Here is a 25,710-nt window from a genome sequence, read left to right as displayed (position 1 = left end):
AGCGATTCAACCTGCATAAAACGAACGCTGCGAATGAGGAACTGGTTATCAGTCTTAATTACGGACGCGAAGTCCAAGAAAGAATCCGATATACCAATTGCTCCATCATTATACAGCTTAAGCAACGAGATGGATAAATCCTTACTGGCTGTAAGGGATATTAACCATAAATATATTGTAGTAGATTTCCAGATTCTTGGACAGGGAGGACTTTGTCTGTCCTGTCCGGTGTGTACGTTTCCAAACTGTGGATTTGGAAAAGGAGGATATTAAAATTATGAGAAAGAATAATTTATTTAAGAAAACAGTGGCAGCAGGTCTGGTTCTGCTGATGACAGCATCACTTGCTGCATGTGGCGGTAAAAAGACCGACACAAAAACAGAAGACAAAAAGACAGAAACAAAGGCTGATAAAGAAGAGGATGTAGAGCTTCAGGTATTTATCGCAGCCAGCCTGAATACAGCAATGACAGATATTGCAGAGCGTTATGAAAAAGAGCATCCGAATGTGAAGATCGTCTATAATGCAGACAGTTCAGGAACTCTGCTGACACAGATCGAAGAAGGATATGAGTGTGATCTGTTCTTTTCCGCAGCACAGAAACAGATGGATCAGCTTGAGGCCGATGGACTGGTAGTAGAAGGAACCCGCCATAATGTAGTGAACAATCAGGTAGTTGTTATCACATTAAAGGACAGTGGTACAGCAGTAACCGGGCTTGAAAACTTAAATGAGGCAAAGAGCATTGCACTTGCAGGCGGAAGTGTACCAGTTGGAAAATACACCCGTCAGGCGTTGATGAATCTCGGAATTCTGGACAAAGCAGACGATGCGTCTACCATTACAACAGAACAGGTTTCTGAAGCTCTTGGTGGAGCAGAGATCAGTGAGCAGGCAAATGTAAGCAAGGTGTTGATCGCAGTTACAGAGGGTGCATGCGAAGTTGGAACAACTTATTATTCAGATATATACGGATACGAGGATCAGATCAAGATCCTTCAGACAGTAAGCTATGATCTGACAGGTAACGTGATTTACCCGATCTGCCGTGTAGAAAATAAAGAGGCAGATGATGCAAAGAAAAAAGCAGCCGATGATTTCCTTGCATATGTAACATCCGATGACACAAAGAAGATCTTTGACAGCTACTATTTCGATACAAACGTAGAGTAAAAGAGGAACGATATGGAAGAAATAAGACAGATCCTTGCAGGGCTTGACTGGAGTCCGCTTTTCATTTCAATCAAAACAGGAATCGCAGCAACGATCGTGTCATTCTTCCTGGGAATATGGGCAGCAAGAAAGGTGCTGAAAGCGAAGACGGGCCTCAGGGCAGTGCTGGATGGAATTCTGACACTGCCGCTGGTGCTCCCGCCGACGGTTGCAGGATTTTTCCTGCTGCTCATTTTCAGTACGAGAAGAACCGTTGGATCGTATCTTTATACGACATTTGATATCAAGATCGTACAGTCCTGGGCAGGATGCGTGATCGCGGCAACGGTGATTGCATTTCCACTGATGTACCGGAATGCAAGAGCAGCATTTGAACAGATGGATGTGAATCTGATCTATGCGGCGCAGACGCTCGGTATGCCGGAATGGAAGATTTTCTGGAGAGTGATCATGCCGGCGGCAGGTCCTGGAGTTGCATCCGGTACAATTCTTGCATTTGCAAGAGCACTTGGAGAATACGGTGCGACCTCCATGCTTGCGGGTAATATTCCCGGAAAGACGGCAACCATTTCCCAGAGGATTGCAATGGTCATCCAGGACGGTGATTATCAGACGGCAGGCGTGTGGGTCGGAATTGTAATCCTGATCGCATTCGGAATAGTAGTACTTATGAATCTGGCATTTGGAAAGGGAATGAAACATACAAAGCAATGGTAGAACTTGAGATAAAAAAACAGTATGGAAAATTCAGGCTGGATGTTGCCTTTAAAAGTGAAAAAAAGCGGATCGGCATTCTGGGTGCTTCCGGATGTGGGAAAAGCCTGACCTTGAAAAGTATTGCCGGGATCGAAAGACCGGAAAAAGGGCGGATCGTGATCGATGGAGTTACTCTTTTTGATGCCGGAAAAAATATTTTTCTGAAGCCGCAAAAAAGGAAAGTCGGTTATCTTTTTCAGAACTATGCGCTGTTTCCGAACATGACTGTGGAGCAGAATATCGGGATTGGATTTACCGGGAACAAAGAAGACAAGCAGAAAATAGTAGAACAGCTGATTCATCATTTCCAGCTGGATGGACTGGAAAAGCTTTATCCGTCAAAGCTTTCCGGCGGACAGCAGCAGAGAACGGCACTGGCACGGATCATGGCATATGAACCGGATGTGATCCTTCTGGATGAACCATTTTCGGCACTGGATGCGTACCTTCGGGAGCGGATGCTGACCGAGCTGATGGAAATGCTGAGTGATTATGAAGGTACGGTGATCATGGTGTCCCACAGCAGGGATGAAATCTACAGCTTCAGTGAAGATGTTCTGGTAATTGAAGATGGACATGGAATCTGCCTGGGCTCGGTAAAAGAAGTATTTAATGCACCGCGCTATAAGACAGCGGCAAGACTTACCGGCTGTAAAAATATTGCAGATGTTTGCCGGATGGATGCGCAGACGGTGTATGTGAAAGATTGGGATGTGCAGCTGACTTTTAAAGAACGCACTGTGCCGGAAAATGTGAAGGCAATCGGGATCCGAGCTCATGATCTGATTCCGGTGTATGGAACGATATCCGGGGCTATGCTGAAAGTCAAAGAATGGAAAAGTGTGGATTATCCATTTGAACGAAAATATTTTATCCAATGCGAGTCGGGATGTGAGGACTTCTGCTGGTTTGTCCAAAGAGAGGTTTCTGCCACTCTGGAAGAAAAAGGAATGCCGGATGCACTCGCATTTCCGGAAGAAAAAGTGCTGTTCCTTGAAGGATAGCGTGGCAGATGCTATAATGGACAAATAGAGAAAACGGGCAGAAGGTGACAGCATAAATGCAGAAAGAACGAGACAGGGAAGCGATTTACCGGAGCATTTTCTTCTGTGATATGGATCGGAAGAAGGCGGATGAGATCATTAACCGGTTAGGCGGCAGAACCGTAACCTATGACAAGGGCGAAATCATCATAAGAGAAAGAGAAAAACTGAACAATATCGGAATCCTGCTTGACGGGGTGCTCTGTAAAGTGCAGTATTACCGGGATGGAACCGAACAGCTGGTCCAGAAGCTGGTCAGCTCGTTTGTTGTGGGAGTGGAGATTGCGGTCAGTGAAAAAAAGACGAGTCCTTATGATGTTTATGCATCGGAACAGGCACACATTTTCTGGTTTCCTGTACGGGCGATGGAAGAAGAGGGTGTTCTGGATCTGCGTGAGAGGATTGAGTTTTACAAGAAAACGGTTTATTTCCTTGCAAATGAAGATATCCGCAAGTACAGGAAGATTGAACTGCTGTCGATCAGAGGAATCCGTGAAAGAATCGAGCAGTATCTGAAAATTCAGCAAAGCCGCCATAAAAGCAATGCCTTTGATATTGAATTTAACAGAGAACAGATGGCAAATTATCTGGGGATCAACCGGAGTGTACTGTCACATGAGTTGAAAAAAATGGAAAAAGAAGGGATTTTGAAGGTCAGAAAGAATCATTTTGAGCTGGCTGATAAAGAATAAAACAGAATTTCTGCTGAAAATATCGAAAAGTGGTTGGTTTTTATCAGAATATAGTTTATAATGAAAAAAGGATTAGGCGGCAAGGAGGTTCTTTATGGCATCGTCAAAAAATTATACAGAAGTTTTGATAGGCGGCAAAGTATTCACCCTGAGCGGATTTGAGAGTGAAGATTATCTGCAGAAGGTATCCACTTATCTGAACCATAAAATCGAGGAATGTACAAGCAGCGATGGATACCGCAAGCAGAGTGCGGAAGCCAGAAGTGTGCTTCTTGCTTTAAATATAGCAGATGATTATTTTAAAGCCAAGAAACAGGGCGGCGCATTAGAAAGCGATATCGAGGCAAAAGACAAAGAGATGTACGATTTAAAGCATGAACTGATCTCAGTACAGATCAAGTATGAGAATGCAGAGAAAGCACTGGATAAGTTAAAAGCAGAGAACCAGGAACTGCAGATGAAGATCGTACAGCTTGAAACAGAAATGAAAAATCACCACAAAAAATAGACTGTCCTGAGGCAGTCTATTTTTGATACCGGAGTATTTGATGAAGCTGCAGGTGGCAGCCCTCGGATATGCATGCCGGTTTGGAATAAAGGAGTTATATGAAAGACAGAGTTGAGATTCTTGCACCGGCGGGAAGTATGGAGTGTCTGAAAGCAGCGGTCGCGGCAGGAGCGGACGCGGTATACACTGGCGGCGCTCATTTCGGGGCACGTGCCTATGCCCATAACCTGACGGAGGAAGAACTTTTAGAAGCAATTGATTATGTGCATCTGCACGGGAGAAGACTGTATCTGACGGTAAATACACTGATCAAGGACCGGGAGATGGAAAGACAAATGTATGATTATCTGCTTCCTTATTACAGACAGGGACTGGATGCGGTGATTGTACAGGATATCGGACTTTTCCGGTTTATCCGGAAGCATTTCCCGGATCTTCCGATCCACGCAAGTACCCAGATGACACTTGCGGGAGTTGATGGAGCAAAGTTTCTTGAAAAAGAAGGCGCACAGCGCATTGTTACTTCCAGAGAACTGAGTATGGCAGAGGTGAAGAAGATTGCCGGTGAGACGGAGCTTGAGATCGAAAGCTTTGTCCATGGGGCACTCTGCTACTGTTATTCGGGACAGTGCCTGTTCAGCAGCTTTATCGGTGGCAGAAGCGGTAACCGGGGACAGTGTGCGCAGCCGTGCAGACTGCTCTATCAGACACCGGACGCCAAGAAACCGCAGTATCTGCTGAGTCTTAAGGATATCTGTACTCTGGAACTGATCCCGGAGATGATCGAGAGCGGGATTTATTCCTTCAAGATTGAAGGACGGATGAAGAAGCCGGAGTATGCGGCGGCAGTTGCGTTCCAGTACCGGAAGTATGCAGATCTTTATCTGAAATATTATGAAGAATGCCCGGAGGGAGAAGATCCGGCTGAGTATGCGAAAAAGAGGTACCGTGTCCGTGAGGAAGACAGGCAGATGCTTCTGGATCTCTACAACCGTGGCGGTTTCCATACGGGTTATTATCATACACAGAATGGACGGGAGATGGTTTCCTTAAACCGTCCGAACCATGCAGGAGTGCCGGCAGTAAAGGTACTTGCTAAAAAAGGCAGAACTGTGACGGCAAAAGCACTGACGGATCTGTATCCACAGGATATCATTGAGCTCCCGATGCGCAGAGGCAGGGAAAAGGCAGATAATTATACCTGTAAGGATGCAGTCAGAAAAGGAATGAATGTGCAGATCCCGGTATTTGCAGACACGCCATTCAAGAAGGATGAGATCTGGATGCGTACAAGGAACAGTGCGCTGATCGGAAGACTGCATGAAGAATTTGTGGATGCAAAAGTAAAAGAGCGGATCCGGGGAACTTTCCGGCTGTATCCGCAGGAGACGGCAGAGCTTACTGTACGGTGCCGTGACACAGAAATTACGGTTACGGGCGAGAAAGCACAGGAAGCCTTAAGTCAGCCGATGAGCAGAGAACGGATCGAGAAGCAGCTCCGCAAGACAGGCAATACAGAGTTTGAATTCTCTTTTTTAAAAGTGGAGATCGGAGAGAAAGTATTTCTTCCGATGCAGAGCCTGAATGAGCTTCGCAGGGAGGCTCTGGAAGTGTTGGAGAATGCGATCTGTGAGAAATACCGAAGAGGCAGAGAAGTGGAAGATCCGGAAGAAGACCAGAATGTATTCGCAAAAGAGGAGCCATCTCTTTTGGGATGGACAGCATCGGTAAGAACGGCAGAGCAGATGAAAGTGCTTGTGGAAGAAGAAGCAATCGGAAGAATCTATGCGGACTGTACCATGTTCCCACGGATCTGGGAGAAGGACAGCTATTTGGAATGGATTGCAAAAGCACATGCAGCAGGAAAAGAACTTTATCTGGTAATGCCTTATATTTTCCGGGAGAGAACCAGGAAGCAGTACGAAGGTGCGTATGACCGGATCTTCGGAGCCGGATGGGATGGCGTCCTGATCGCAAATTATGAAAGCTATGCCTTTCTGAAAGCGCATGGCTATACCGGAAAGATCATGACGGATTATAATCTTTATGAATTTAACCAGGAGAGCCGGAAATTCTGGAAGGAAAAAGGTGTTTCTGAATTCACAGCTCCGGTGGAACTGAATGAAAGAGAACTTCAGGATCTCCGGGTGAAAGACGGGGAAGTCATCGTGTACGGTTATCTTCCGATGATGGTTTCCGCAGGCTGCATCCAGAAGACAATAAAGGGATGTCAGCAAAAATCCGGACAGACGACAATAACTGACAGATATCGTAATCCGTTTGTGGTAAAAAATGAATGTGATTACTGTTATAATATCCTTTACAATTATGTGCCGCTGTATCTGGGTGACCGGATGGAGGAGGTATACCGGACTGGTCCGGGACGGATCCGTCTGATGTTTACTACCGAAAGACAGCAGGAGGTAAGACAGATTTTAAGTGCGTACTTTGAAGGAAAAGAGCTTCCGGAGGGAACGTATACCAGGGGACACTGGAAAAGAGGAATAAAGTAGGTGGAATTTTGGTCAATATAATTGTAGAACTGTCAAAATATCTGATGATAGCCCTGATGCTGGTCTATACATTTGAATGTTTTGCGGTGTTTAATTATGCAGATGAGTATACACAGAGAAGTATTTTCCGGAAGCAGAATGTGCTGATGTTTCTGCTTCATATGATCGCATTTCTGGTGATGTATCTGCAGACAAATGAGACAAAGATGGTTGGCTTTTACGGGATGCAGGTGGTTCTGTTCCTGGCGGTCATTTTGCTGTACACAAAAATTTACCCGCGTGTATCACGGCTGGTCGTGAATAATATGTGTATGCTGATGGCGGTCGGTTTTATTATGATCACAAGGCTTTCGTATTCGCTTGCAGTGAAGCAGTTTATCATTGTCAGTATATCGGTTGCACTGAGCCTTGTGATTCCGGTGATTATCCGGAAAGTGAAGGTTCTGTCAGAATGGAAATTATTTTATGCGATCGCCGGTGTTGTCATGCTGGGGGTTGTTATCGTGGTAGGACGTGTGACCGGAGGCGCAATGCTGAACGTGGCGATTGGAGGATTTACCCTTCAGCCATCCGAGCTGGTAAAGATCATTTTTGTATTTTTTGTTGCAGCGAGTCTTAAGGAAGATACTTCCTTTAAAAATATTGTGATCACAACGGCAGTTGCAGCCATGCATGTACTGATCCTGGTCGTATCCAAGGATCTGGGTGCGGCGCTGATCATCTTTGCCGTATATCTGGTGATGCTTTACGTGGCGAGCAGACAGCCCCTTTACGTGCTTGCGGGACTGCTTGCAGGAAGCGGGGCATCGGTTGTGGCGTACAAGCTATTTAACCACGTCCGTGTGCGTGTACTGGTATGGAAGGATCCATTTGCCATTTACAACGAGGGTGGCTATCAGGTGGCGCAGTCTCTGATGGCGATCGGCACGGGAAGCTGGTTTGGAATGGGACTTTTTCAGGGGGCGGCAGATCAGATACCGGTTGCAGAGTCGGATTTTATCTTTTCGGCAATCGCGGAAGAGATGGGACTGATCTTTGCACTCTGTCTGATTCTGGTATGTGTCAGCGTTTATATGATGTTCCTGAATATTGCGATGCAGCTTCGGGACAGCTTCTATAAACTGGTGGCACTGGGACTTGGAACCTGTTATATTTTCCAGACATTTCTGACGGTCGGAGGCGTGACCAAATTCATTCCGTCTACCGGAGTGACACTTCCGCTGGTAAGCTACGGCGGAACGTCCGTCCTCAGTACGATCATTATGTTTGCGATTATTCAGGGACTGTATGTATTAAGAGAAGACGAGGAAGAGGACATTGAAAGAAAGAAATTACAGAAACGGCGAACTTCCAGATCTGGATCAGCAGCTGGAGAGTCTGCCCGACGAGAGCGGACATCGCGACCAAAAGAAGAAGGAACAAGGAAAAAGCCGCACCAGACGACCGGACGGCGAACCGAAGAGAAAGGCCGCACGCAGCAGTCAAAGAGACGGACAGGGGCGTCAGAAGGAAGCACAGGCAGAAAGAAGCGGAGCCAGTAAGAAAAAAGAAAAACGGATGACCAACAAAGAACTGACGAGGGTTACTTATATTTTCGTGACACTGTTTCTTGTGCTGATGGGATATCTGGTTTATTTCAATGTGGTAAAAAGCAAAGAGGTTGTCAACAGCACTTACAATATCCGTCAGGATCTTCTTGCGGATCGTGTGCTGCGCGGCAGTATTACGGATAAAAATGGAGAAGTGCTTGCACAGACTGTGACGAATGATGATGGCTCGGAGACCCGGGAGTATCCGGACGGAGAAGTGTTTGCACATGTTGTCGGATATGCCGCAAAAGGAAAATCCGGACTGGAATCCTCACAGAATTTCAATCTTCTGACTTCAAATGCCTTTTTCCTGGAAAAGCTGGCGAATGAATTTAAAGACCAGAAGAATACGGGAGATACGGTGGTCACAACCCTGGATGCGAACCTGCAGAATGCAGCATATAATGCACTGGGAGATAACAAAGGTGCAGTTGTCGTGATGGAGCCAAGTACAGGGAAGATCCTGGCAATGGTATCGAAGCCGTCTTTTGATCCGAATAATGTTTCGGAAAATTGGGATGCACTGAACAATGACGAGAACAGTTCGCTTCTTAACAGGGCTACACTTGGACAGTATACACCGGGGTCGACATTCAAGCTGGTGACAACACTTGCTTTTATGCGGCAGAATCCAGATTATAACAATTATTCGTTTGAATGTAACGGAGAATTTTCACAGAATGGGGCGACGATCCACTGTTATAACAGTACTGCCCATGGGGAAGAGAATCTGACGGATTCGGTTGCAAATTCCTGCAACTCTTCGTTTTCGAATATCGGGCTGCAGCTGGATAAGGCAGAATGGAGAAAGACTGCCAAACAGATGCTGTTTAACAGCAAGCTTCCGGGTGATGTGAAATATAATGAAAGCAGTTTTCGCCTGAAAACAGATGCAGGAGATGCAGATACGATGATGACTGCAATTGGTCAGGGAGAGACACAGGTCAGCCCGTACCATATGGCGATGATCGTATCGGCGATCGCAAATGGTGGAAAGCTGATGAAGCCGTATCTGGTAGACAAGATCACCAACTATGCCGGAACGACTGTGAAGAAATACATGCCGGAAAGCTGCAAAGAGCTGATGACATCTTCTGAGGCTGCACAGCTTACCGAATATATGAAGGCGGTTGTGGATTATGGTACAGGAGCTGCGCTTTCAGGTGCGTCTTATACTGTGGCAGGAAAAACCGGAACTGCCGAGGTCAGTGAAGATGGAAATACAGTACATTCCTGGTTTGTCGGATTTTCCAATGTGGATAATCCGGAGCTGGCGATCAGCGTCTGTGTCGAGGATGCGGATACGGCGACCATTACTGGTGTCAGTGTCGCAAAGCAGGTGTTTGATTCTTACTATAATAATTAAAGGTCAAGGTGACAGCGCACATGAGGTTTTACAAAAATCTTTATGTCAGCGAGAGCATGACAAAAAAGAAAGAAAAAGTGATTGCAAAACTGAATAAAAAAAAGTATCCGTTGAATACTTATGTGATCACGCTGATCGAAGAAGGGGAAAATCAGCTGGAATTTTATTCGACGTTGATGTTCCGCCAGGGAAGTGTGATCGATGATGACATTTTCGTTGTCGGCATAGCGGGTGGATATGATGATGCGCTGTATCTGGTAGAAGAGATCGCGAAGGAAGTTTATGAAAAAACAGGGGATCTGGATATCCGGTCCTACATCAGAGAGCGGGAGAGGAAAGAAGAATGATTCTACATATCGTTGGATTGATTTTGAAGATTATCGGGATTCTTCTTCTGGTGATTCTTGGAATTCTGCTACTTGTGATCGGTGTCCTTCTCTTTGTACCGCTGAGGTATGAACTGCGTGCCGAGTTTCCGGGAAAGCTGGAAGATGCGGAGGGGAATCTTAAGATTTCATGGTTGCTTTATCTGATTGCAGGAAGAGTGGAGTATCGGAACGGCGATGTGAAATGGCAGGGGCGGATTGTCTGGAAGAAGTTGGGAGATGTTCTGGAAGCGGAAGATAAATCGGTGAGAAAGAGGGAGAAAAAGCCGGATGGCGGAAAAAAAGCCGGTGCGGAGAATGCCAGTGAGAGAACGGCGGAAAGAAATGATGCGGTAGATGTAAAGAAGCCGCAGACGCTGCCGGAAAAGAAAGCCGAAAGCGGAACGTATGCAAAGCCAGAGCATGCGGACGTGAAAGATGAGAAGTCCAAAACAGAAACACAAGGAAATCCTGACACGAAGGTGAAAACATTTTTAGAAAAAAAAGAAGAGAATGCTACACCGGAAAAGGAAAGTGAATCCAGAGAAAAAAAGGATGTTCATGACGAGAGAGAATCCGAAAAGGCTCACAAAACTCCACGAAAGCGGAAAAAACCAGTCAAAGCATTCGGAAAACTGATTCGGAAGCTCAGTCAGAAGTTTCGGCAGATCCTGGAAAAGATCAAATGTACATGGAAGAATTTATGTGATAAAATGAAGAATATCGCAGAGAAAAAAGATAAAATTCTGGAGTTTCTGGAAAAAGAAAACCATAAGGCAGCTTTTGCGCATGGCAAAAAAGAGCTGGTATGGGTGAAACGTTTTCTAAAGCCGAAAAAGCTTCGCGTAAAACTGCATTTCGGTTTTGAAGATCCTTATCATACCGGACAGGTACTTGCGCTTTGCGGAATGCTTTACGCGTTTGTTGGAGAAAATATGGATCTGGAACCGGATTTTGAAAAACGGGTACTTGATGGTACAGTTTATATAAAAGGCAGGATCAGGGCAGTTCATATGGCAATATTTGCAGTGAAATTGCTTCTGGATAAGAATATCCGCAGCACCTATCATGATATCAGGGCGTTTAAGTGGTAAATGTTTCGATAGAGAATAACAGGAGGAATCGAAAAGATGGCAGCAGACAATCAGTTTAAAGAGACAGTAGATGCATTATTTAAAGGGATGAACGGAGTGGTTTCATCCAAGACCGTTGTGGGGGATCCGATCCACATCGGGAATACGATCATTCTTCCACTGGTGGATGTATCCTTTGCAATTGGTGCAGGTGCATTTCATGCAGATAAGAAGGACAGAGGAGCAGGCGGACTTGGCGGCAAGATGATTCCAAGTGCAGTGCTTGTGATCCAGAACGGGACAACAAAACTGGTCAATATCAAGAATCAGGATACCATGACGAAGATACTTGATATGGTTCCGGATGTGATCGACCGTTTTAAATCTCCTTCTGAGGATAAGATGACGGAGGAGGATGTGGCAGATCTGTTAAATGAAGCAGATACTCCGGAAAATCAGGAATAGGCGTAAGTTTCTGGCATATATTTATTGTAAAGAAGAGGAAAAAGCAGGAACGAAGATGAAACGGGTATGTGGATTTGCGCTGTTTTTTGTGGCACTAGGTATGGTGATCATGATGTTTATTCCGAGCATATTTATCGGAATCCTGATCGTTCTGCTGTGCCTCCTTGTAGGATATCAGCTTTTTTGCTGCTGATTCTGAAAAAATATGAGAATTGCAGGGAAAACCCTGAAAAAAGCCTTGCGTATGCAGGGCTTTTATGATACAATGCTAACGTTGCAAAAAAATCACGTGTGTGGTTTATCCCGGTGGTGCCAAAGCTGAAAAGCATGGTTCGCGGACATAAGCACACGGAAGTAAAAAACCAATGGAGGAAAGAAACATGAGCGTTATTTCAATGAAACAACTTTTAGAAGCAGGTGTTCATTTCGGACATCAGACAAGAAGATGGAACCCTAAGATGGCAGAGTACATCTACACAGAGAGAAATGGTATCTACATCATCGACCTTCAGAAATCTGTAGGTAAAGTAGATGAAGCTTACCAGGCAGTATCTGACATCGCAGCAGAAGGTGGAAAGATCCTCTTCGTAGGAACAAAGAAACAGGCTCAGGACGCTATCAAGACAGAAGCAGAACGTTGTGGAATGTACTATGTTAACGAAAGATGGCTTGGAGGAATGCTTACAAACTTCAAGACAATCCAGAGCAGAATCGCTCGTCTGAAAGAAATCGAAGCTATGTCAGAAGACGGAACATTCGATGTACTGCCGAAGAAAGAAGTTATTGAAATCAAGAAAGAATGGGAAAAGCTTGAAAAGAACCTTGGCGGAATCAAAGAAATGAAGAGAATCCCGGACGCTATCTTCGTAGTAGATCCTAAGAAGGAAAGAATCTGTGTTCAGGAAGCTCACACACTTGGAATCCCGCTGATCGGTATTGCTGATACAAACTGTGATCCGGAAGAACTTGACTATGTAATTCCAGGAAACGATGACGCGATCAGAGCAGTAAAACTTATCGTATCTAAGATGGCTGATGCTGTAATCGAAGCAAACCAGGGCGAAGCTGAAGAAGTTTACGAAGGCGAAGACGTAGAAACAGCTGAAGAAACAACAGAAGAATAATTCGAACAATCCGAAAGATCATATTAAAAGATGGAGGAAAAAATCATGGCAATCACAGCAAGCATGGTAAAAGAATTAAGAGAAATGACAGGCGCTGGTATGATGGACTGCAAAAAAGCTCTGAACGAATCTAACGGAGATATGGATGCAGCAATCGAATACCTCAGAAAGAACGGCGAAGCTAAGGCTGTTAAGAAAGCCGGACGTATCGCAGCTGAAGGTATCGTTATGGCAGACGTTAAAGAAGATAAGACAGCAGCTATCGTAGAAGTTAACTCTGAGACAGACTTCGTTGCTAAGAACGCTGATTTCCAGGCATTCGTAAAAGCAGTTGTTAATCAGGCACTTACTACAAAAGCTACAGATATGGAAGGATTCATGGCTGAAGCCTGGAACGAAGATGCATCTAAGACAGTTAACGATGCACTTACAGAAAAGATTTCTGTAATCGGAGAAAAGCTCAGCATCAGAAGATTCGAAAAGATCGTTACAGACGGTTGTGTAGTATCTTACATCCACGGTGGCGGACGTATCGGTGTTCTTGTAGAAGCTGATACAGCAGTTGTTAACGACGCTGTTAAAGAAGCGCTGAAAAACGTAGCTATGCAGGTAGCAGCTTTAAATGCTAAATATGTAAGCCAGGCAGACGTAGATGCTGATTACATCGCACATGAGAAAGAAATTCTTCTTGCTCAGATCATGAACGATCCGAAAGAATCTCAGAAACCGGAAAAGGTTATCCAGGGAATGATTTCCGGACGTATCAACAAAGAGATGAAAGAAATCTGTCTGTTAGATCAGGTATATGTAAAAGCTGAAGACGGAAAACAGTCTGTAGCTAAATACCTTGACGAAGTTGGAAAAGCTAACGGAACAACTATCACTCTGAAGAAATTCGTTCGTTTCGAGACAGGTGAAGGTCTTGAAAAGAAAAATGAAGATTTTGCAGCTGAAGTTGCAGCTCAGATGAACGCATAATCTTACAGTTCGCATAAGAATTTGAACCGTATTATTATCATGTAAATCAACGAAAAACCTTGAATTTCCTATGAAAATGGGATAATTCAAGGTTTTTTTGCGTGTTGGGGAATAAATTTTGACTTATCGTAAATTACCGCTATTTATGCATGGAATTGGGGAAAGTAGGGCTTTCCGAAGACCATTATTTCCGTTTCCCGCACGAGCTTTCCGGTGGGCAGGTACAGCGTCTCGGTATTGCAAGTGCCCTTGTTATCGGGCCAAAACTGATCGTCTGTGACGAACCGGTATCTGCACTTGACGTATCCATTCAGGCACAGATCCTGAATATGCTGATGCAGCTTCAGAAGGAACTGGGACTCAGCCTTTTATTTATTTCACACGATATCGGTGTTATCCGTTTTATCTCAGACCGTATTGGGGTTATGTATCTGGGGACACTGGTAGAAGAAACCGATACCGAAGAATTGTTTGCAAATCCACTCCATCCGTACACTAAAGGACTTTTTGCTTCTGTGCCGGATCCGTATATTGAGAGGGATGGATTTTCAGAGCTTTCCGGAGAACAGCCGGTCAGAACCGAAGATTTTAAGGGTTGTGCGTTCTCTACACGTTGTCCGCATGCGACAGAAAAATGCAGACAGGAAGCACCGGTCTTCAGAGAGGTGAAACCGGGACATAAAGTAGCTTGTCATATGGTAGAAGAATAGAGGTATGTAAAAGAGTACACCGCGGGAGATGGGGAATCCTGCGGTGTTTTTTATGCAAGGGGACGAAGGGCAAGTAGGAGAAGGTTGTGAGGTCGACCGGACGAAAAGAATTTTCATAGATTCCATTACGCAAACCATTCTGATGAACCCCTTAGGGCGGGAATCGTGTTCAGCAGAGGCTTCCACGATTCCTGGGTTTCATCTCCATTGCGTAATAAGTGAATCTACGACAATTCTTTTCGCCCGGTCGACCATTCTACTTTGCTGGCGTTGCCCTTCTGTGTGTTCAAAAAAGACAGGGATTCCTTGAGGGGAAGTGAGCGGTGTACTTTTTTGGGGGAAGGGGATGCTGTGGCGAGTTGGAGGGGATGGGTGAAGTTTAGAGGAATGGAAGATGTATCTAGTTACTGGTCTAATGTGTTTGGATAAGGGATGTATATATAAAGAATGAAAATTCAGTCAAAAACAAAATGATACAAAAAATGAATGAAAATTAAGAAAAAATAAATAGTATTCAACATTGTTTTCCAGTATACTGAATATATGATTGAATATCAGAAAGAAGTTATGGGGCGATGGTATAGTGCGATAACTTGGAGGGACAAAGTGTATATAGAAAGTGCTGCGGCTTCCTTATTGAGGCAATGGAGAGGAAACTCAGGAATCGTGGAAGCCTTTGCTGAACACGATTCCCGCTTTCAGAGGTTCCTCGGAATGGTTTGCCGAAGGGAAGCCGCAGCACTTTCTATATACACTTTGTCGGACTAACTTCAACAAACTTTTACACCTTAAAAGTAGAATGATGAGGAGGGAATGAGAATGAATTTCAAAGAAAATCTGACGGGGAAGAAAAAGGTGATTTTTATTGTATGCTTTATTTTAGCAGTCGCTCTGATTGCCGCAATCCTGCACATGGTTTCGGGAGGGGGAAAGGATTCCGCGAAGAACATCCTCTACGCGGATAAGGTCAGCGTGATCACCGGCAACGGAAGCGGAACCGTGAACCGCTTTGCAGGTGTTGTGGAGGCGCAGGATACTTTGAAAATCTCACTTTCAGAAGGACAGAAAGTGAAAGAGATTTTCGTGGAAAAAGGGCAGGAAGTGGAGCCTGGGACGAAACTCTTTGAATATGATACAGAGGAGCTTGCAATGACACTGGAGCAGGGGAATCTGGAGCTGGAGAAGATAGGGAACAGTATTTCCAATCTGAATTCACAGATTGCGGCTTTAACGACAGAGAAAAAGAATGCACCGGCAGGTGAGCAGCTTTCTTATACAACGCAGATCCAGGAGCTGCAGACGAATGTAAAACAGGAAGAATATAATTATAAAGTAAAAGAACTGGAAGTGAACCGGACGAAGAAGAGTCTGGAATCATCCACGGTGACATCCACGATTGCAGGAATCATCCAGGAGATCAATCCAGATCCTGGTTATGATGATTACAGTGGAGAAAAGCAGGCATTTATGAGCATTCTTTCTACTGGAAAATACCGAATTAAGGGAAAAATCAGTGAACAGAATATCGGTGAGCTTCAGCCGGGAATGGATGTGACGGTGCGGGCAAGGAATAACCAGGAGGAGATCTGGAAAGGATCTGTGGATGTGATTGACACGGAAAAACCGGAGAGCAGTTCACAAAGCGAGATGTATTCCGGTTCAGATTCTTCTGCCCGGGCAACTAAGTATCCATTTTATGTAACGCTTGAAACCAGTGATGGTCTGATGCTGGGACAGCATGTATATATCGAACCTGGAACCGGCGTAAATACAGAGGGATTACATCTGATGACTGCTTATATTGTAGATGCAGATGGGAAAGAGCCTTATGTCTGGGTAGCAAATGAAAAGGACAGACTGGAAAAGAGAAATGTAAAGCTTGGTGCTTATGATGAGGAGCAGGATACATGGGAGATCACGGAAGGACTGAAAGAGACGGATTACATTGTCTGGCCGGATGGAGAATGTAAAGAAGGAGCAGCCGTTCAGAAGAACGAAAATGTACAGGCAGGAGGCACGGAAGAGGGGGAATAAAGGATGGCTTTTCAAAAAAGAAATAAGAAAAAAATTCTTCAGATCGGGATTGCTGTGGCTGTCTGTGTATGTGTCATTGGAGGCGGCACTTTATTTGCAATGAAAAAAAGCGAAAAAGCGGTCAAGGTTGCACCGGTAGCCAGTATGAGTAATGGTGGATGGTATTCAGAATCGGATATTTATGATTATGCGAAGGTGCAGGCAGGTGCGAGCCAGGACATTTACCATGATGATACCCTTACGATTAAAGAGATTTATGTCAGGGCAGGGGATACAGTGAAGATCGGTGATCGTCTGGTTGCTTATGATACCACGCTTGCAGGACTTGAGCGGGAAATGAAGCAGATGGAGATTCAGGGGATTGAACTGAATATTCAGAATCAAAAGGCAGAATTAGAGCAGCTGAAAAATGCAAAGATTGTTGCGTCTGTTGAAAGAAGCCAGGATGAGCTACGAAAAATGACTGCAAAAGGAACCAGACCTGGAATAATGTGGACTGCGGATGCAAAGAAAAATGAAGGGGAAAATCCGGATACTTCCGAAAATCCGGAGCAGCCGGAGACACCAGAGAATCCGGAAGGACCGGAAAAACCATCAATCGGGAAACCGTTTCCTGAAGAACTGAAGGACAAGATTATTTATAAAGAGATTACAAAGGACGCAGCTCCTTATAATGAGGATGGGGATGGAACAAAAGAAAAGCCGTATCGCTATCTTTGTGCGCCGGGGGCAACGGTGAATGCGGAGTTCATGCTGAAAATGCTGGAAGAGAGGGCTGTCTGCGTATTTGATGTAGTGGATCAGGAGAAGGAACCGACGCTTCTTTTATATTCCTGGACGCTGGACGGAAAGACCGGACAGGTGATAAAGCCCGAAAATCCGGAACAGCCGGTGACACCGGAAGAGCCGAAAATTCCGGACGAACCGGATAACCCTGGTGGAGATGAAGAGCCGGATCCGGGAGATTCAGATGGAATGACCAGGGAAGAGCAGGCAAAGCAGATCCAGGAAAAAGAACAGAAGATCAAAGATCTGGATCTGGAGAAGCGAACAGCACAACTGGAATTGAAAAAGCTGGATAAAAAAGTAAATAATGGTGTTGTAAAGAGTACAGTGGAGGGAACGGTAAAAGCTGTACTTGACGAAGAAGAGGCAAAGCTGGAGAATAAACCGGTTATATCTGTGACCGGAAAAACCGGTTATTATGTAATCGGAGGGATTGCCGAAAGCAGTTATGATAAATTAAAAGAGGGTATGACTGTGATGGTGACTTCCTGGAATACGGGGAACTTTTATGAGGCAACGATCACCAGTGTCGGTAATTCACCGGTTGAAAGTATGAAGAGCAGCGAGAATCCTAATATGTCCTACTATCCGTTTACTGCAGTGGTTGAGAAAGATGCAGACCTTTCATCTGGTGAGGGTGTCAGTATTTCCGTAGACGGACTTTCGGGTGACAGTGGAGATTTGATTTACCTGGAACAGATGTTCATAAGAGAAGACGGAAACCGCTCCTATGTATACAAGAAAGGAAAAAATGGAAGGCTGGAGAAGCAGTATGTAGAGGTTGGGAAAAATATGTACGGTTCCATTGAAATTGTTTCCGGACTTACCATGGAGGATGAGATTGCATTTCCGTATGGAAGAAATGTAAAAGAGGGTGCGAAGACAAAGACAGTGGAGTCACTGTATGATTATAATTAATGAGGGGGTGAGGAGATGCTTGAAGATATCAGGCTGGCATTTCAGGGAATCTGGAGCCATAAGCTGCGGTCTGCGCTGACGATGCTTGGTATTATTATCGGAATCGGATCAATCATTGCAATTGTTTCGACAATCAAAGGAACCAATGAGCAGATCAAGAAAAATCTGGTTGGCGCGGGAAATAATGCGGTCAATATCCAGCTTTATCAGGGAGACTGGACACTGGATCTGTCTTATCAGGAGGTTCCAGATGGAATACCGGAGATTTCAGATCAGGCACTTGGTGAGATCCAGGCACTGGATGAGGTGGAAAGTGCAGCCCTTTATCACAAACGGAATGAATATGATGCTGTATATGCAGGCAGTCAGAAGCTGGCAAGCTGTAATATTCTTGGGATAGATTCCAATTATCTGAATGCCTATGGATTTCAGATCACAAAAGGGCGTGGCTTTTCCGAAAAAGATTTTACTGCAAACCGGAAAGTTGTGCTGCTTGATAAAACGACAGCCACAGCTCTATTCCCGGATGGAAATGTGATCGGAAAGATTATTGAGGTTAAAGGGGAGCCATTTACTGTGATCGGTATGATGGCGAGAAAAGAAAATTCGCAGCCGATGATTAATTCGATGGAAGACTATTACCGTTATGTATCCACGGATGGAAGCGGAACGATCTGTATTCCGGATACACTGTGGCCGATTATTTATCAGTATGATGAACCGCAGAATCTGGTTGTCCGCGCGACAAGCACAGATGAGATGACAGCGGCAGGAGAAAAGGCGGCAGATATCCTGAACAGTTATCTGACGGTGTCCGATGATACGATCAAATATAAAGGGGAGGATCTTCTGGAACAGGCAAACCAGATCCAGGAGATCAGTAATTCTACGAATCAGCAGCTGATATGGATCGCAAGTATTTCCCTGTTGGTTGGCGGAATCGGTGTCATGAATATTATGCTGGTATCCGTAACAGAAAGAACTAGGGAGATCGGACTGAAGAAGGCGCTTGGCGCGAGAAAAAGAAGGATCCTGACGCAGTTTCTGACGGAAGCGGCAGTGCTTACCCTTCTCGGAGGTCTGATCGGTGTGGCAGGAGGGATTGCGCTTGCCTATATTATTTCCGCAGTCTCGGCAGTTCCGGTGGCAATCAGCGGAGTGTCTATTCTGGTCGGAGTAGTATTTTCCACACTGATCGGAATTATTTTCGGACTTCTTCCGTCGGTGAAGGCGGCGAACATGAATCCGATCGATGCACTCAGAAGTGAGTAGGTTTATGTAGAGTAGAAATATTTGTCGGATCCAAGATTGCAGATGAATACAAAGTATCTGTTCTACAGTCAAGTGGCGTGCCTTACTGGCACGCCATTTTTAAAAATTCTTCCATTGCTCTTGTCTGGTAGCGACCATTTTTCCAGTAGAACCGGATGTCACGGCTGCTTTCGCCTGCAGGAAGCTTATAGTACACCACATCAGAGGTAAGAGGTACTTTTGAGAGCATGATATCTCCGATAAAAGAGATCCCCATGCCGGAGCAGGTGATGTTGTAAGAAGTCATCTGCTGATCCATTTTCAGGATGATATTTGGTTCAAAGAGATTGTTCTGACAGATCATACGGGCACGTTTCCCTGTGTCGTTTTCCGGTTTCAGCATAATAAATGGCTCACTTTTAAAGCGTGTCAGAGGAACGGGAGGACAGGATTCTTCCAGAAATTTTTTGCTCAGGATATCTTCTACAGGAAGCTGATAGGAGCGCAGCCTATTATTGATCGGGAATGCTCCCGGAACAGCAAGGATCAGGTGCTCTTCCTGAAATTTACGGCAGCTGTAGATGGCGGCATCCAGAACGCTGCTGTCCAGCATCAGATCCAGTTGCCCGTGTCGCAGCATACGGGCAAGATTGGCAGTGGTTTCTTCAATCAGGCTGATCTGGATCAGAGGATATCTGCGGGCAAAATCCGCAATCAGCGGAGGCAGGATCCAGGAGGAAAACAGGTTGCTTCCTCCGAGGATGAGTGTTCCTTTTCTCAGATCGCCCCAGTCGTTTACAAATCCTTCAAATTCATTCTGGATACTTTTTATTTTTTCTATCGCTTTGATATACTGTACCCCACATTCGGTAAGGGACAGTGGTTTGGTACTCCGGTCAAAGATCGGATATCCGATGTGGTGCTCGACACGCTTTACGTTGGCACTGAGTGAAGGCTGTGAGATAAATAACTTCTCAGCCGCCTTGGAAAAGCTTTTTTCCAGATAAACTTCATAGACATATTCCATTCCCTGAAACATAGGTATTCTCCTTTGATATAGTTTTAAAATTATAGTTACTATAAAAATATATGTATTAGATTATATTATAACACAGAGCTATAATGAGAACAACAAAGGCAATACGCCAGAGAAAAATGAAAAATTGAGGGATTTTTGAGATGGAAAAAGGAAAAGAAAACAAGACAGGTTATCGTGTAGAACAGGATTCAATAGGGGCAAAGGATATTCCGGGAGATGTATATTACGGGGTACAGTCCCTGCGTGCTGCGGAGAATTTCCGCATTACCGGGCTGAATATGCATCCGGAGATCATCAACAGTCTTGCGTACATAAAGAAAGCATCTGCGATCACCAACTGCGAGAGTGGGATTCTGGAAAAGAAAAAGGCAAAAGCAATCGTACAGGCATGTGATGAGATCCTTGCAGGAAAGTTGCATGAGTACTTTATCGTAGATCCGATCCAGGGAGGTGCGGGAACTTCTCTGAACATGAATGCAAACGAAGTCATTGCCAACCGTGCGATTGAGATTCTTGGCGGAAAAAAAGGAGATTATTCAGCAGTAAATCCGAATGATGATGTAAACTGCGGACAGTCCACAAATGATGTTATTCCGACAGCCGGCAAGATGACTTCACTCAGACTTCTTCAGAATCTGAAAAAAGAACTGCTCAGACTTCACGGAGCACTCTGCAAAAAGGCAGAAGAATTCGACCATGTGATCAAAATGGGACGCACCCAGATGCAGGATGCAGTTCCGATTCGTCTGGGTCAGGAATTTCAGGCGTATTCCGATGCCATCATGCGTGATATCCACCGTATGGATAAGGCGATGGATGAGATGCGTACTGTCAACATGGGTGGAACGGCAGTCGGAACCGGAATCAATGCAGATGAAGCCTATGTAAGCCGCATTGTTCCGAATCTTTCAAAAATATCTGATATTCAGTTTGTCCAGGCCTTTGATCTGATTGATGCAACCCAGAACCTGGATCCGTTTGTGGCAGTATCCGGTGCAGTGAAAGCATGTGCAGTCACACTTTCCAAGATCGCCAATGACCTGCGTCTGATGTCATCCGGACCAAGAGCCGGATTTGGCGAGATCAACCTTCCGGCAAAGCAGAATGGTTCTTCGATCATGCCGGGAAAGGTGAATCCGGTCATCCCGGAAGTAGTGAACCAGGTCGCATTTAACATCATTGGAAATGATGTGACGATCACGATGGCAGCAGAGGGCGGACAGCTGGAACTGAATGCGTTTGAACCAATCGTATTCTACTGCCTGTTCCAGTCCATCGATACCCTGGCTTATGCAGTCCAGACTTTCGTAGATAACTGTGTGACAGGAATCACAGCCAATGAAGAGAGATGCCGTCAGCTGGTAGAGAACAGCATTGGCGTAATTACTGCAATCTGTCCGCATGTAGGCTATGAGAAAGCAGCGGAGATTGCGAAAAAAGCAATGAAGACCGGAGAATCCATCCGTAATCTGATCCTCAGAGAAGGGCTTTTAAGTGAAAAAGAGATGGAAACCGTTCTGGATCCGGTCAATATGACAGAGCCAGGTATTTCAGGAAAAGAACTTCTCAGAAAATAAAGACTAAAAAGAATTAAATTTTTCTAAAAGACATGATTTTCTCCTTTTAAGGGTGTACAATGAAACATACGTGTTTCATGAGTTACAACTTAAAAGGAGAATTTTTATGCTTCAAATTCAACATATCTGCAAAGAATACCGTACAGGTACGCTGGTACAGAAGGCACTGGATGATGTAAGCCTGAATCTCAGGGACAATGAATTTGTTGCGATCCTGGGACCGAGTGGTTCGGGAAAGACGACGCTTCTTAACATCATCGGTGGACTGGATCGGTACGATAGTGGTGATCTGATCATCAACGGGATTTCCACGAAAAAATATAAAGACAGAGATTGGGATTCCTATCGGAATCATACCATTGGTTTTGTATTTCAGAGTTATAATCTGATTCCGCATCAGACAGTGCTTGCCAACGTGGAGCTGGCACTGACTATTTCCGGGATCGGGAAGGAAGAACGGAAAAAGAGAGCGATCGAGGCTCTGAAAAAAGTTGGTCTTGGAGAGCAGTTGCATAAGAGACCGAGCCAGATGTCAGGCGGACAGATGCAGAGGGTGGCAATCGCCCGTGCACTGGTCAACGATCCGGATATCCTGCTTGCTGATGAGCCGACCGGGGCACTGGACACGGCGACCAGTGTGCAGGTTATGGAACTTTTAAAAGAGGTGGCAAAGGACCGGCTGGTTGTGATGGTCACACATAACCCGGAGCTTGCCGAAGAATATGCAACCCGTATTGTCACACTCAAGGACGGAAAGATCCGCTCGGATACGGACGAATTTTATGTCAATGAAGCGGTCATGAAGGAGCCGGAGCATAAGAACATGGGGAAATCATCGATGTCCTTTCTGACGGCACTTTCCTTAAGTTTTAATAACTTAAAGACAAAGAAAGCAAGAACCCTTTTGACTTCGTTTGCCGGATCCATCGGAATCATAGGAATTGCACTGATCCTGGCACTTTCCAATGGAGTGAATGCCTATATTAAGTCGATCGAGGAAGAGACCCTTTCCGAGTATCCGCTTCAGATCCAGAGCACCGGATTTGACATGACTTCCATGATGGTGGGGAATATGGACAGCGGTTCGGGCAGTACTGATAAAAAGGAGACAAAAAAAGACGGGGAAGTCAAGGTCATGCAGGTGATGACCAATATGTTTTCCACGATGGATTCCAATGATCTGAAATCCCTGAAAGAATACCTGGATGACGGCAAAAGCGGGATTGAGGATTACACCAGTGCAGTGGAATATTCCTATAGCATTTCCCCGCGGATCTTCCGGCAGAATAAAGATGGTTCAGTCCGGCAGGTGAATCCGGACAAATCCTTTGAAGCACTGGGAATCGGTTCCGGTGCAAGCACCAGCAGTCTGATGTCGTCTATGATGAGCACCAATGTGTTCTATGAGATGCCGAAGACAGAAAGCCTGTACGAGAATCAGTATGATGTGAAAGAGGGACGCTGGCCACAAAGTTATAACGAATGTGTGCTGGTGCTGACTCCAAATGGAGGCATGAGTGATTTCCTCCTCTATACACTGGGACTCAGGGATCAGATGGAACTGGACGAGATGATCCAGGAGTTTATCAACGAGGAAGATGTAAATACGCCGGCGGATATTGGCGATTACACATATGAGGATATTTTAGGGAAGACCTTCAAGCTGGTCAACGTATCGGATTGCTACGAATATGACAGCCAGTATAAGGTCTGGAAGGACAAATCCGATAATACGGATTATATGAAAAAGCTGGTTGATAACGGGGAAGCCCTGAAAATTGTCGGTATCGTGCAGGCATCGGAGGATGCAAATGCGTCTGCCCTGACACCGGGGATTGGTTATCCACAGAGTCTGACAGAGCATGTGGCAAAAGAGGCGGCAAAAAGTGAGATTGTCAAAGACCAGCTGAAAAATCCGTCAAAGAATGTCTTTACCGGAGAGCAGTTTGGAAGTACAGAAGAGAAGAACGGACTGGATGAGAACAGCCTGTTTACGGTCGATGAGGATGCACTTCAGAAAGCCTTTGGATTTGATGACAGTGCGCTTTCAGATGGATTTTCTGGTAATCTTTTAGCGGCAGACTCCCTGAATCTGGGAAATGCATTCCAGATGGGCGGAAATTCCCTGGATCTGTCCGGTATGGTGAATCTGGATCAGATCGATCTGGATGTGTCCGGGATGCCGCAGATGAATCTGGGAGATATGATCGGTAGTCTGGATCTTACCGTGAAACCGGGCGGGATGCAGAAGCTGTCCGCAAGCGTTCTGGAAGGGTATCAGGAGTATGTAAAATCCCATCCGGAGGCAGATTATTCCAATCTGGCAGGGGATTTTATGGATTATCTGACCACAGATGATGCACAGAAGATCCTGAAAGAAAATTTAAGAGAAATCATTGAAAATGCTGGTGGTTTTCAGATTACGACTGATCAGATGCAGGAGCTGGTACGGCAGGTAATGGCTGGTTATCAGGAATATGCGAAAGCGAACGGCTATACGGATCCGGATACCTTTGCAGAGCATCTGATGGAATATCTGCAGACACCAGAAGCCAAAGCGATTATGGATGCATGGCAGCAGGAGACGTTCGGGGATACGGTGGTAAATATTACTTCGGATCAGCTGACAAAGCTGGCAAGAGAACTTGCCGGCGGTTATTCGGCATATGCTGCGGCAAATGGAAAGGCAGATCCGACGAAGATGGGAGAGCATTTTCTGAATTATCTTGCCACGGCAGATGGAAAGCAGCGTCTGATGAGCGGGCTTTCCGAAGTGATCGACCTGAATCAGCTGGAGAGTCAGCTTGGTGCGGCGATGGGAAGTTACATGTCAAAGGTAATGGGAGCTTATACCGGAGCGATTTCCGGTGCGATTGAAACGCAGATTACTTCAGCAATGAACCAGATTGTCACCCAGATCACAGGTGGAATCGGAAACGCCATGCAGGCGGCAATGGGAAATGTAGGAACCCAGCTGCAGAATATGCTTGGAAGCTCGATGAAAATTGATACGGAAGCATTTGCAAAGGCATTCCAGATGAATATGACGACGGATGATCTGGCAGAACTGATGACATCGATGACGATGAGTGCAACTGCTTCTTACGACAATAATCTTCAGAAGCTGGGATATGCGGATTTTGACAATCCAAGCCAGATTTCCATCTATCCGACAGATTTTGAGAGTAAGGAAGAAGTAGTAAAGATTCTGGATTCCTATAACAGTCAGATGGAAAAAGAAGGGAAAGAAGAACAGGTGATTACCTATACCGATATCGTCGGAACGCTGATGTCCTCGGTGACGAATATTGTGGATATCATCAGTTACGTGCTGATTGCGTTTGTGGCGATTTCCCTTGTCGTATCTTCGATCATGATCGGAGTGATCACCTACATCAGTGTACTGGAGCGAAAGAAAGAGATCGGAATCCTGCGTGCGATCGGGGCATCCAAGGGAAATGTGTCCCAGGTATTTAATGCGGAGACCTTTATCATCGGGCTTTGTGCCGGACTGATCGGGATTGGACTGTCACTGTTGCTTCTGATCCCTGGAAATATGATCATCCATGCGGTGGCAGATAATAACAAAGTCAATGCGTTTTTACCGGTACTTCCGGCGGTGGTGCTGATTCTTTTAAGTATCGGACTGACTCTGCTTGGCGGAATCATCCCTTCAAGAAAGGCGGCAAAAAGTGATCCGGTGACAGCACTTCGGACAGAATAAAAGGGAGAATGAAGGAAAAAGGAAG

At 45.3% G+C, this 25,710-nt stretch carries 22 protein-coding genes; 21 read left to right on the top strand and 1 reads right to left on the bottom strand.

Features of this window, described 5'->3' with window-relative positions; translation table 11 throughout:
- From G4407_RS02215 to G4407_RS02125, 19 genes are all read left to right on the top strand, one after another.
- The coding region (locus G4407_RS02215) for a hypothetical protein (protein ID WP_207718617.1) at positions 1-273 on the top strand (273 nt) is incomplete at its 5' end.
- A 4-nt stretch (positions 274-277) separates the two neighbouring features.
- The gene (modA, locus tag G4407_RS02210; RefSeq protein ID WP_330585925.1) at positions 278-1,174 is read left to right on the top strand and encodes a molybdate ABC transporter substrate-binding protein; all 897 of its coding nucleotides are present in this window, start codon (positions 278-280) and stop codon (positions 1,172-1,174) included.
- A gap of 12 nt (positions 1,175-1,186) precedes the next feature.
- The gene (gene modB, locus G4407_RS02205; RefSeq protein WP_173687607.1) at positions 1,187-1,891 is read left to right on the top strand and encodes a molybdate ABC transporter permease subunit; all 705 of its coding nucleotides are present in this window, start codon (positions 1,187-1,189) and stop codon (positions 1,889-1,891) included.
- Entirely contained in the window at positions 1,885-2,934 is a 1,050-nt protein-coding gene (locus G4407_RS02200) for a sulfate/molybdate ABC transporter ATP-binding protein (RefSeq protein WP_173687606.1), read from the top strand. The genes modB and G4407_RS02200 overlap by 7 nt, the downstream gene beginning before the upstream one ends.
- A 56-nt stretch (positions 2,935-2,990) precedes the next feature.
- On the top strand, positions 2,991-3,665 hold the full coding sequence (locus tag G4407_RS02195) for a Crp/Fnr family transcriptional regulator (protein ID WP_173687605.1): 675 nt from the start codon (positions 2,991-2,993) through the stop codon (positions 3,663-3,665).
- Positions 3,666-3,759: 94 nt separating this feature from the next.
- Complete coding sequence (gene zapA / locus G4407_RS02190; protein WP_173687604.1) at positions 3,760-4,173, top strand: cell division protein ZapA; 414 nt, start codon at positions 3,760-3,762, stop codon at positions 4,171-4,173.
- A 98-nt stretch (positions 4,174-4,271) separates the two neighbouring features.
- Entirely contained in the window at positions 4,272-6,686 is a 2,415-nt protein-coding gene (locus G4407_RS02185; protein WP_173687603.1) for a U32 family peptidase, read from the top strand.
- Positions 6,687-6,694: 8 nt separating this feature from the next.
- The gene (locus G4407_RS02180; RefSeq protein WP_173687602.1) at positions 6,695-8,227 is read left to right on the top strand and encodes an FtsW/RodA/SpoVE family cell cycle protein; all 1,533 of its coding nucleotides are present in this window, start codon (positions 6,695-6,697) and stop codon (positions 8,225-8,227) included.
- 76 nt (positions 8,228-8,303) lie between these two features.
- Positions 8,304-9,641, top strand: a complete 1,338-nt coding sequence (locus tag G4407_RS02175) for a peptidoglycan D,D-transpeptidase FtsI family protein (protein ID WP_173687616.1) — start codon at positions 8,304-8,306, stop codon at positions 9,639-9,641.
- Between the two features lie 20 nt (positions 9,642-9,661).
- Entirely contained in the window at positions 9,662-9,988 is a 327-nt protein-coding gene (locus G4407_RS02170) for a hypothetical protein (RefSeq protein ID WP_173687601.1), read from the top strand.
- A complete protein-coding gene (locus G4407_RS02165; RefSeq protein WP_173687600.1) occupies positions 9,985-11,100 on the top strand; it encodes a DUF2953 domain-containing protein in 1,116 nt (371 codons plus the stop codon). The genes G4407_RS02170 and G4407_RS02165 overlap by 4 nt, the downstream gene beginning before the upstream one ends.
- A 36-nt stretch (positions 11,101-11,136) precedes the next feature.
- A complete protein-coding gene (locus G4407_RS02160) occupies positions 11,137-11,544 on the top strand; it encodes a GerW family sporulation protein (RefSeq protein ID WP_173687599.1) in 408 nt (135 codons plus the stop codon).
- A 55-nt stretch (positions 11,545-11,599) separates the two neighbouring features.
- On the top strand, positions 11,600-11,737 hold the full coding sequence (locus tag G4407_RS02155; RefSeq protein WP_173687598.1) for a hypothetical protein: 138 nt from the start codon (positions 11,600-11,602) through the stop codon (positions 11,735-11,737).
- A 187-nt stretch (positions 11,738-11,924) separates the two neighbouring features.
- The gene (gene rpsB, locus G4407_RS02150; protein ID WP_044999249.1) at positions 11,925-12,668 is read left to right on the top strand and encodes a 30S ribosomal protein S2; all 744 of its coding nucleotides are present in this window, start codon (positions 11,925-11,927) and stop codon (positions 12,666-12,668) included.
- Between the two features lie 45 nt (positions 12,669-12,713).
- A complete protein-coding gene (tsf, locus tag G4407_RS02145; RefSeq protein ID WP_044999250.1) occupies positions 12,714-13,646 on the top strand; it encodes a translation elongation factor Ts in 933 nt (310 codons plus the stop codon).
- Positions 13,647-13,795: 149 nt separating this feature from the next.
- Positions 13,796-14,356 (top strand): oligopeptide/dipeptide ABC transporter ATP-binding protein, encoded by a 561-nt coding sequence (locus G4407_RS02140; RefSeq protein ID WP_243868743.1) that lies wholly within the window; start codon positions 13,796-13,798, stop codon positions 14,354-14,356.
- Positions 14,357-15,175: 819 nt separating this feature from the next.
- Positions 15,176-16,390: an efflux RND transporter periplasmic adaptor subunit gene (locus G4407_RS02135; protein WP_173687597.1), complete on the top strand. Its 1,215-nt coding sequence runs from the start codon at positions 15,176-15,178 to the stop codon at positions 16,388-16,390.
- A gap of 3 nt (positions 16,391-16,393) precedes the next feature.
- On the top strand, positions 16,394-18,094 hold the full coding sequence (locus G4407_RS02130) for an HlyD family secretion protein (protein ID WP_173687596.1): 1,701 nt from the start codon (positions 16,394-16,396) through the stop codon (positions 18,092-18,094).
- A gap of 15 nt (positions 18,095-18,109) precedes the next feature.
- Positions 18,110-19,366 carry an ABC transporter permease gene (locus tag G4407_RS02125; RefSeq protein WP_173687595.1) on the top strand — a complete coding sequence of 419 codons (1,257 nt, stop codon included), beginning with the start codon at positions 18,110-18,112 and terminating at the stop codon, positions 19,364-19,366.
- Between the two features lie 82 nt (positions 19,367-19,448).
- Here G4407_RS02125 and G4407_RS02120 read toward each other — a convergent pair whose 3' ends face one another.
- Positions 19,449-20,384 (bottom strand): LysR family transcriptional regulator, encoded by a 936-nt coding sequence (locus tag G4407_RS02120; RefSeq protein WP_173687594.1) that lies wholly within the window; start codon positions 20,382-20,384, stop codon positions 19,449-19,451.
- A 140-nt stretch (positions 20,385-20,524) separates the two neighbouring features.
- Here G4407_RS02120 and G4407_RS02115 point away from each other — a divergent pair, with 140 nt between their 5' ends.
- On the top strand, positions 20,525-21,961 hold the full coding sequence (locus tag G4407_RS02115; protein WP_173687593.1) for an aspartate ammonia-lyase: 1,437 nt from the start codon (positions 20,525-20,527) through the stop codon (positions 21,959-21,961).
- A gap of 106 nt (positions 21,962-22,067) precedes the next feature.
- Positions 22,068-25,685, top strand: coding sequence for an ABC transporter ATP-binding protein/permease (locus tag G4407_RS02110; RefSeq protein WP_173687592.1), 3,618 nt, complete (start codon positions 22,068-22,070; stop codon positions 25,683-25,685).
- Positions 25,686-25,710: the final 25 nt, after the last annotated feature.

Origin of the sequence: Allocoprococcus comes (assembly GCF_013300725.1) — a bacterium.
In the GTDB taxonomy this organism is placed as follows: Bacteria; Bacillota; Clostridia; order Lachnospirales; family Lachnospiraceae; genus Allocoprococcus; species Allocoprococcus comes_A.
Note: the sequence above shows the minus strand (reverse complement) of the source record. Positions and strands in the feature narration are given on the sequence as shown.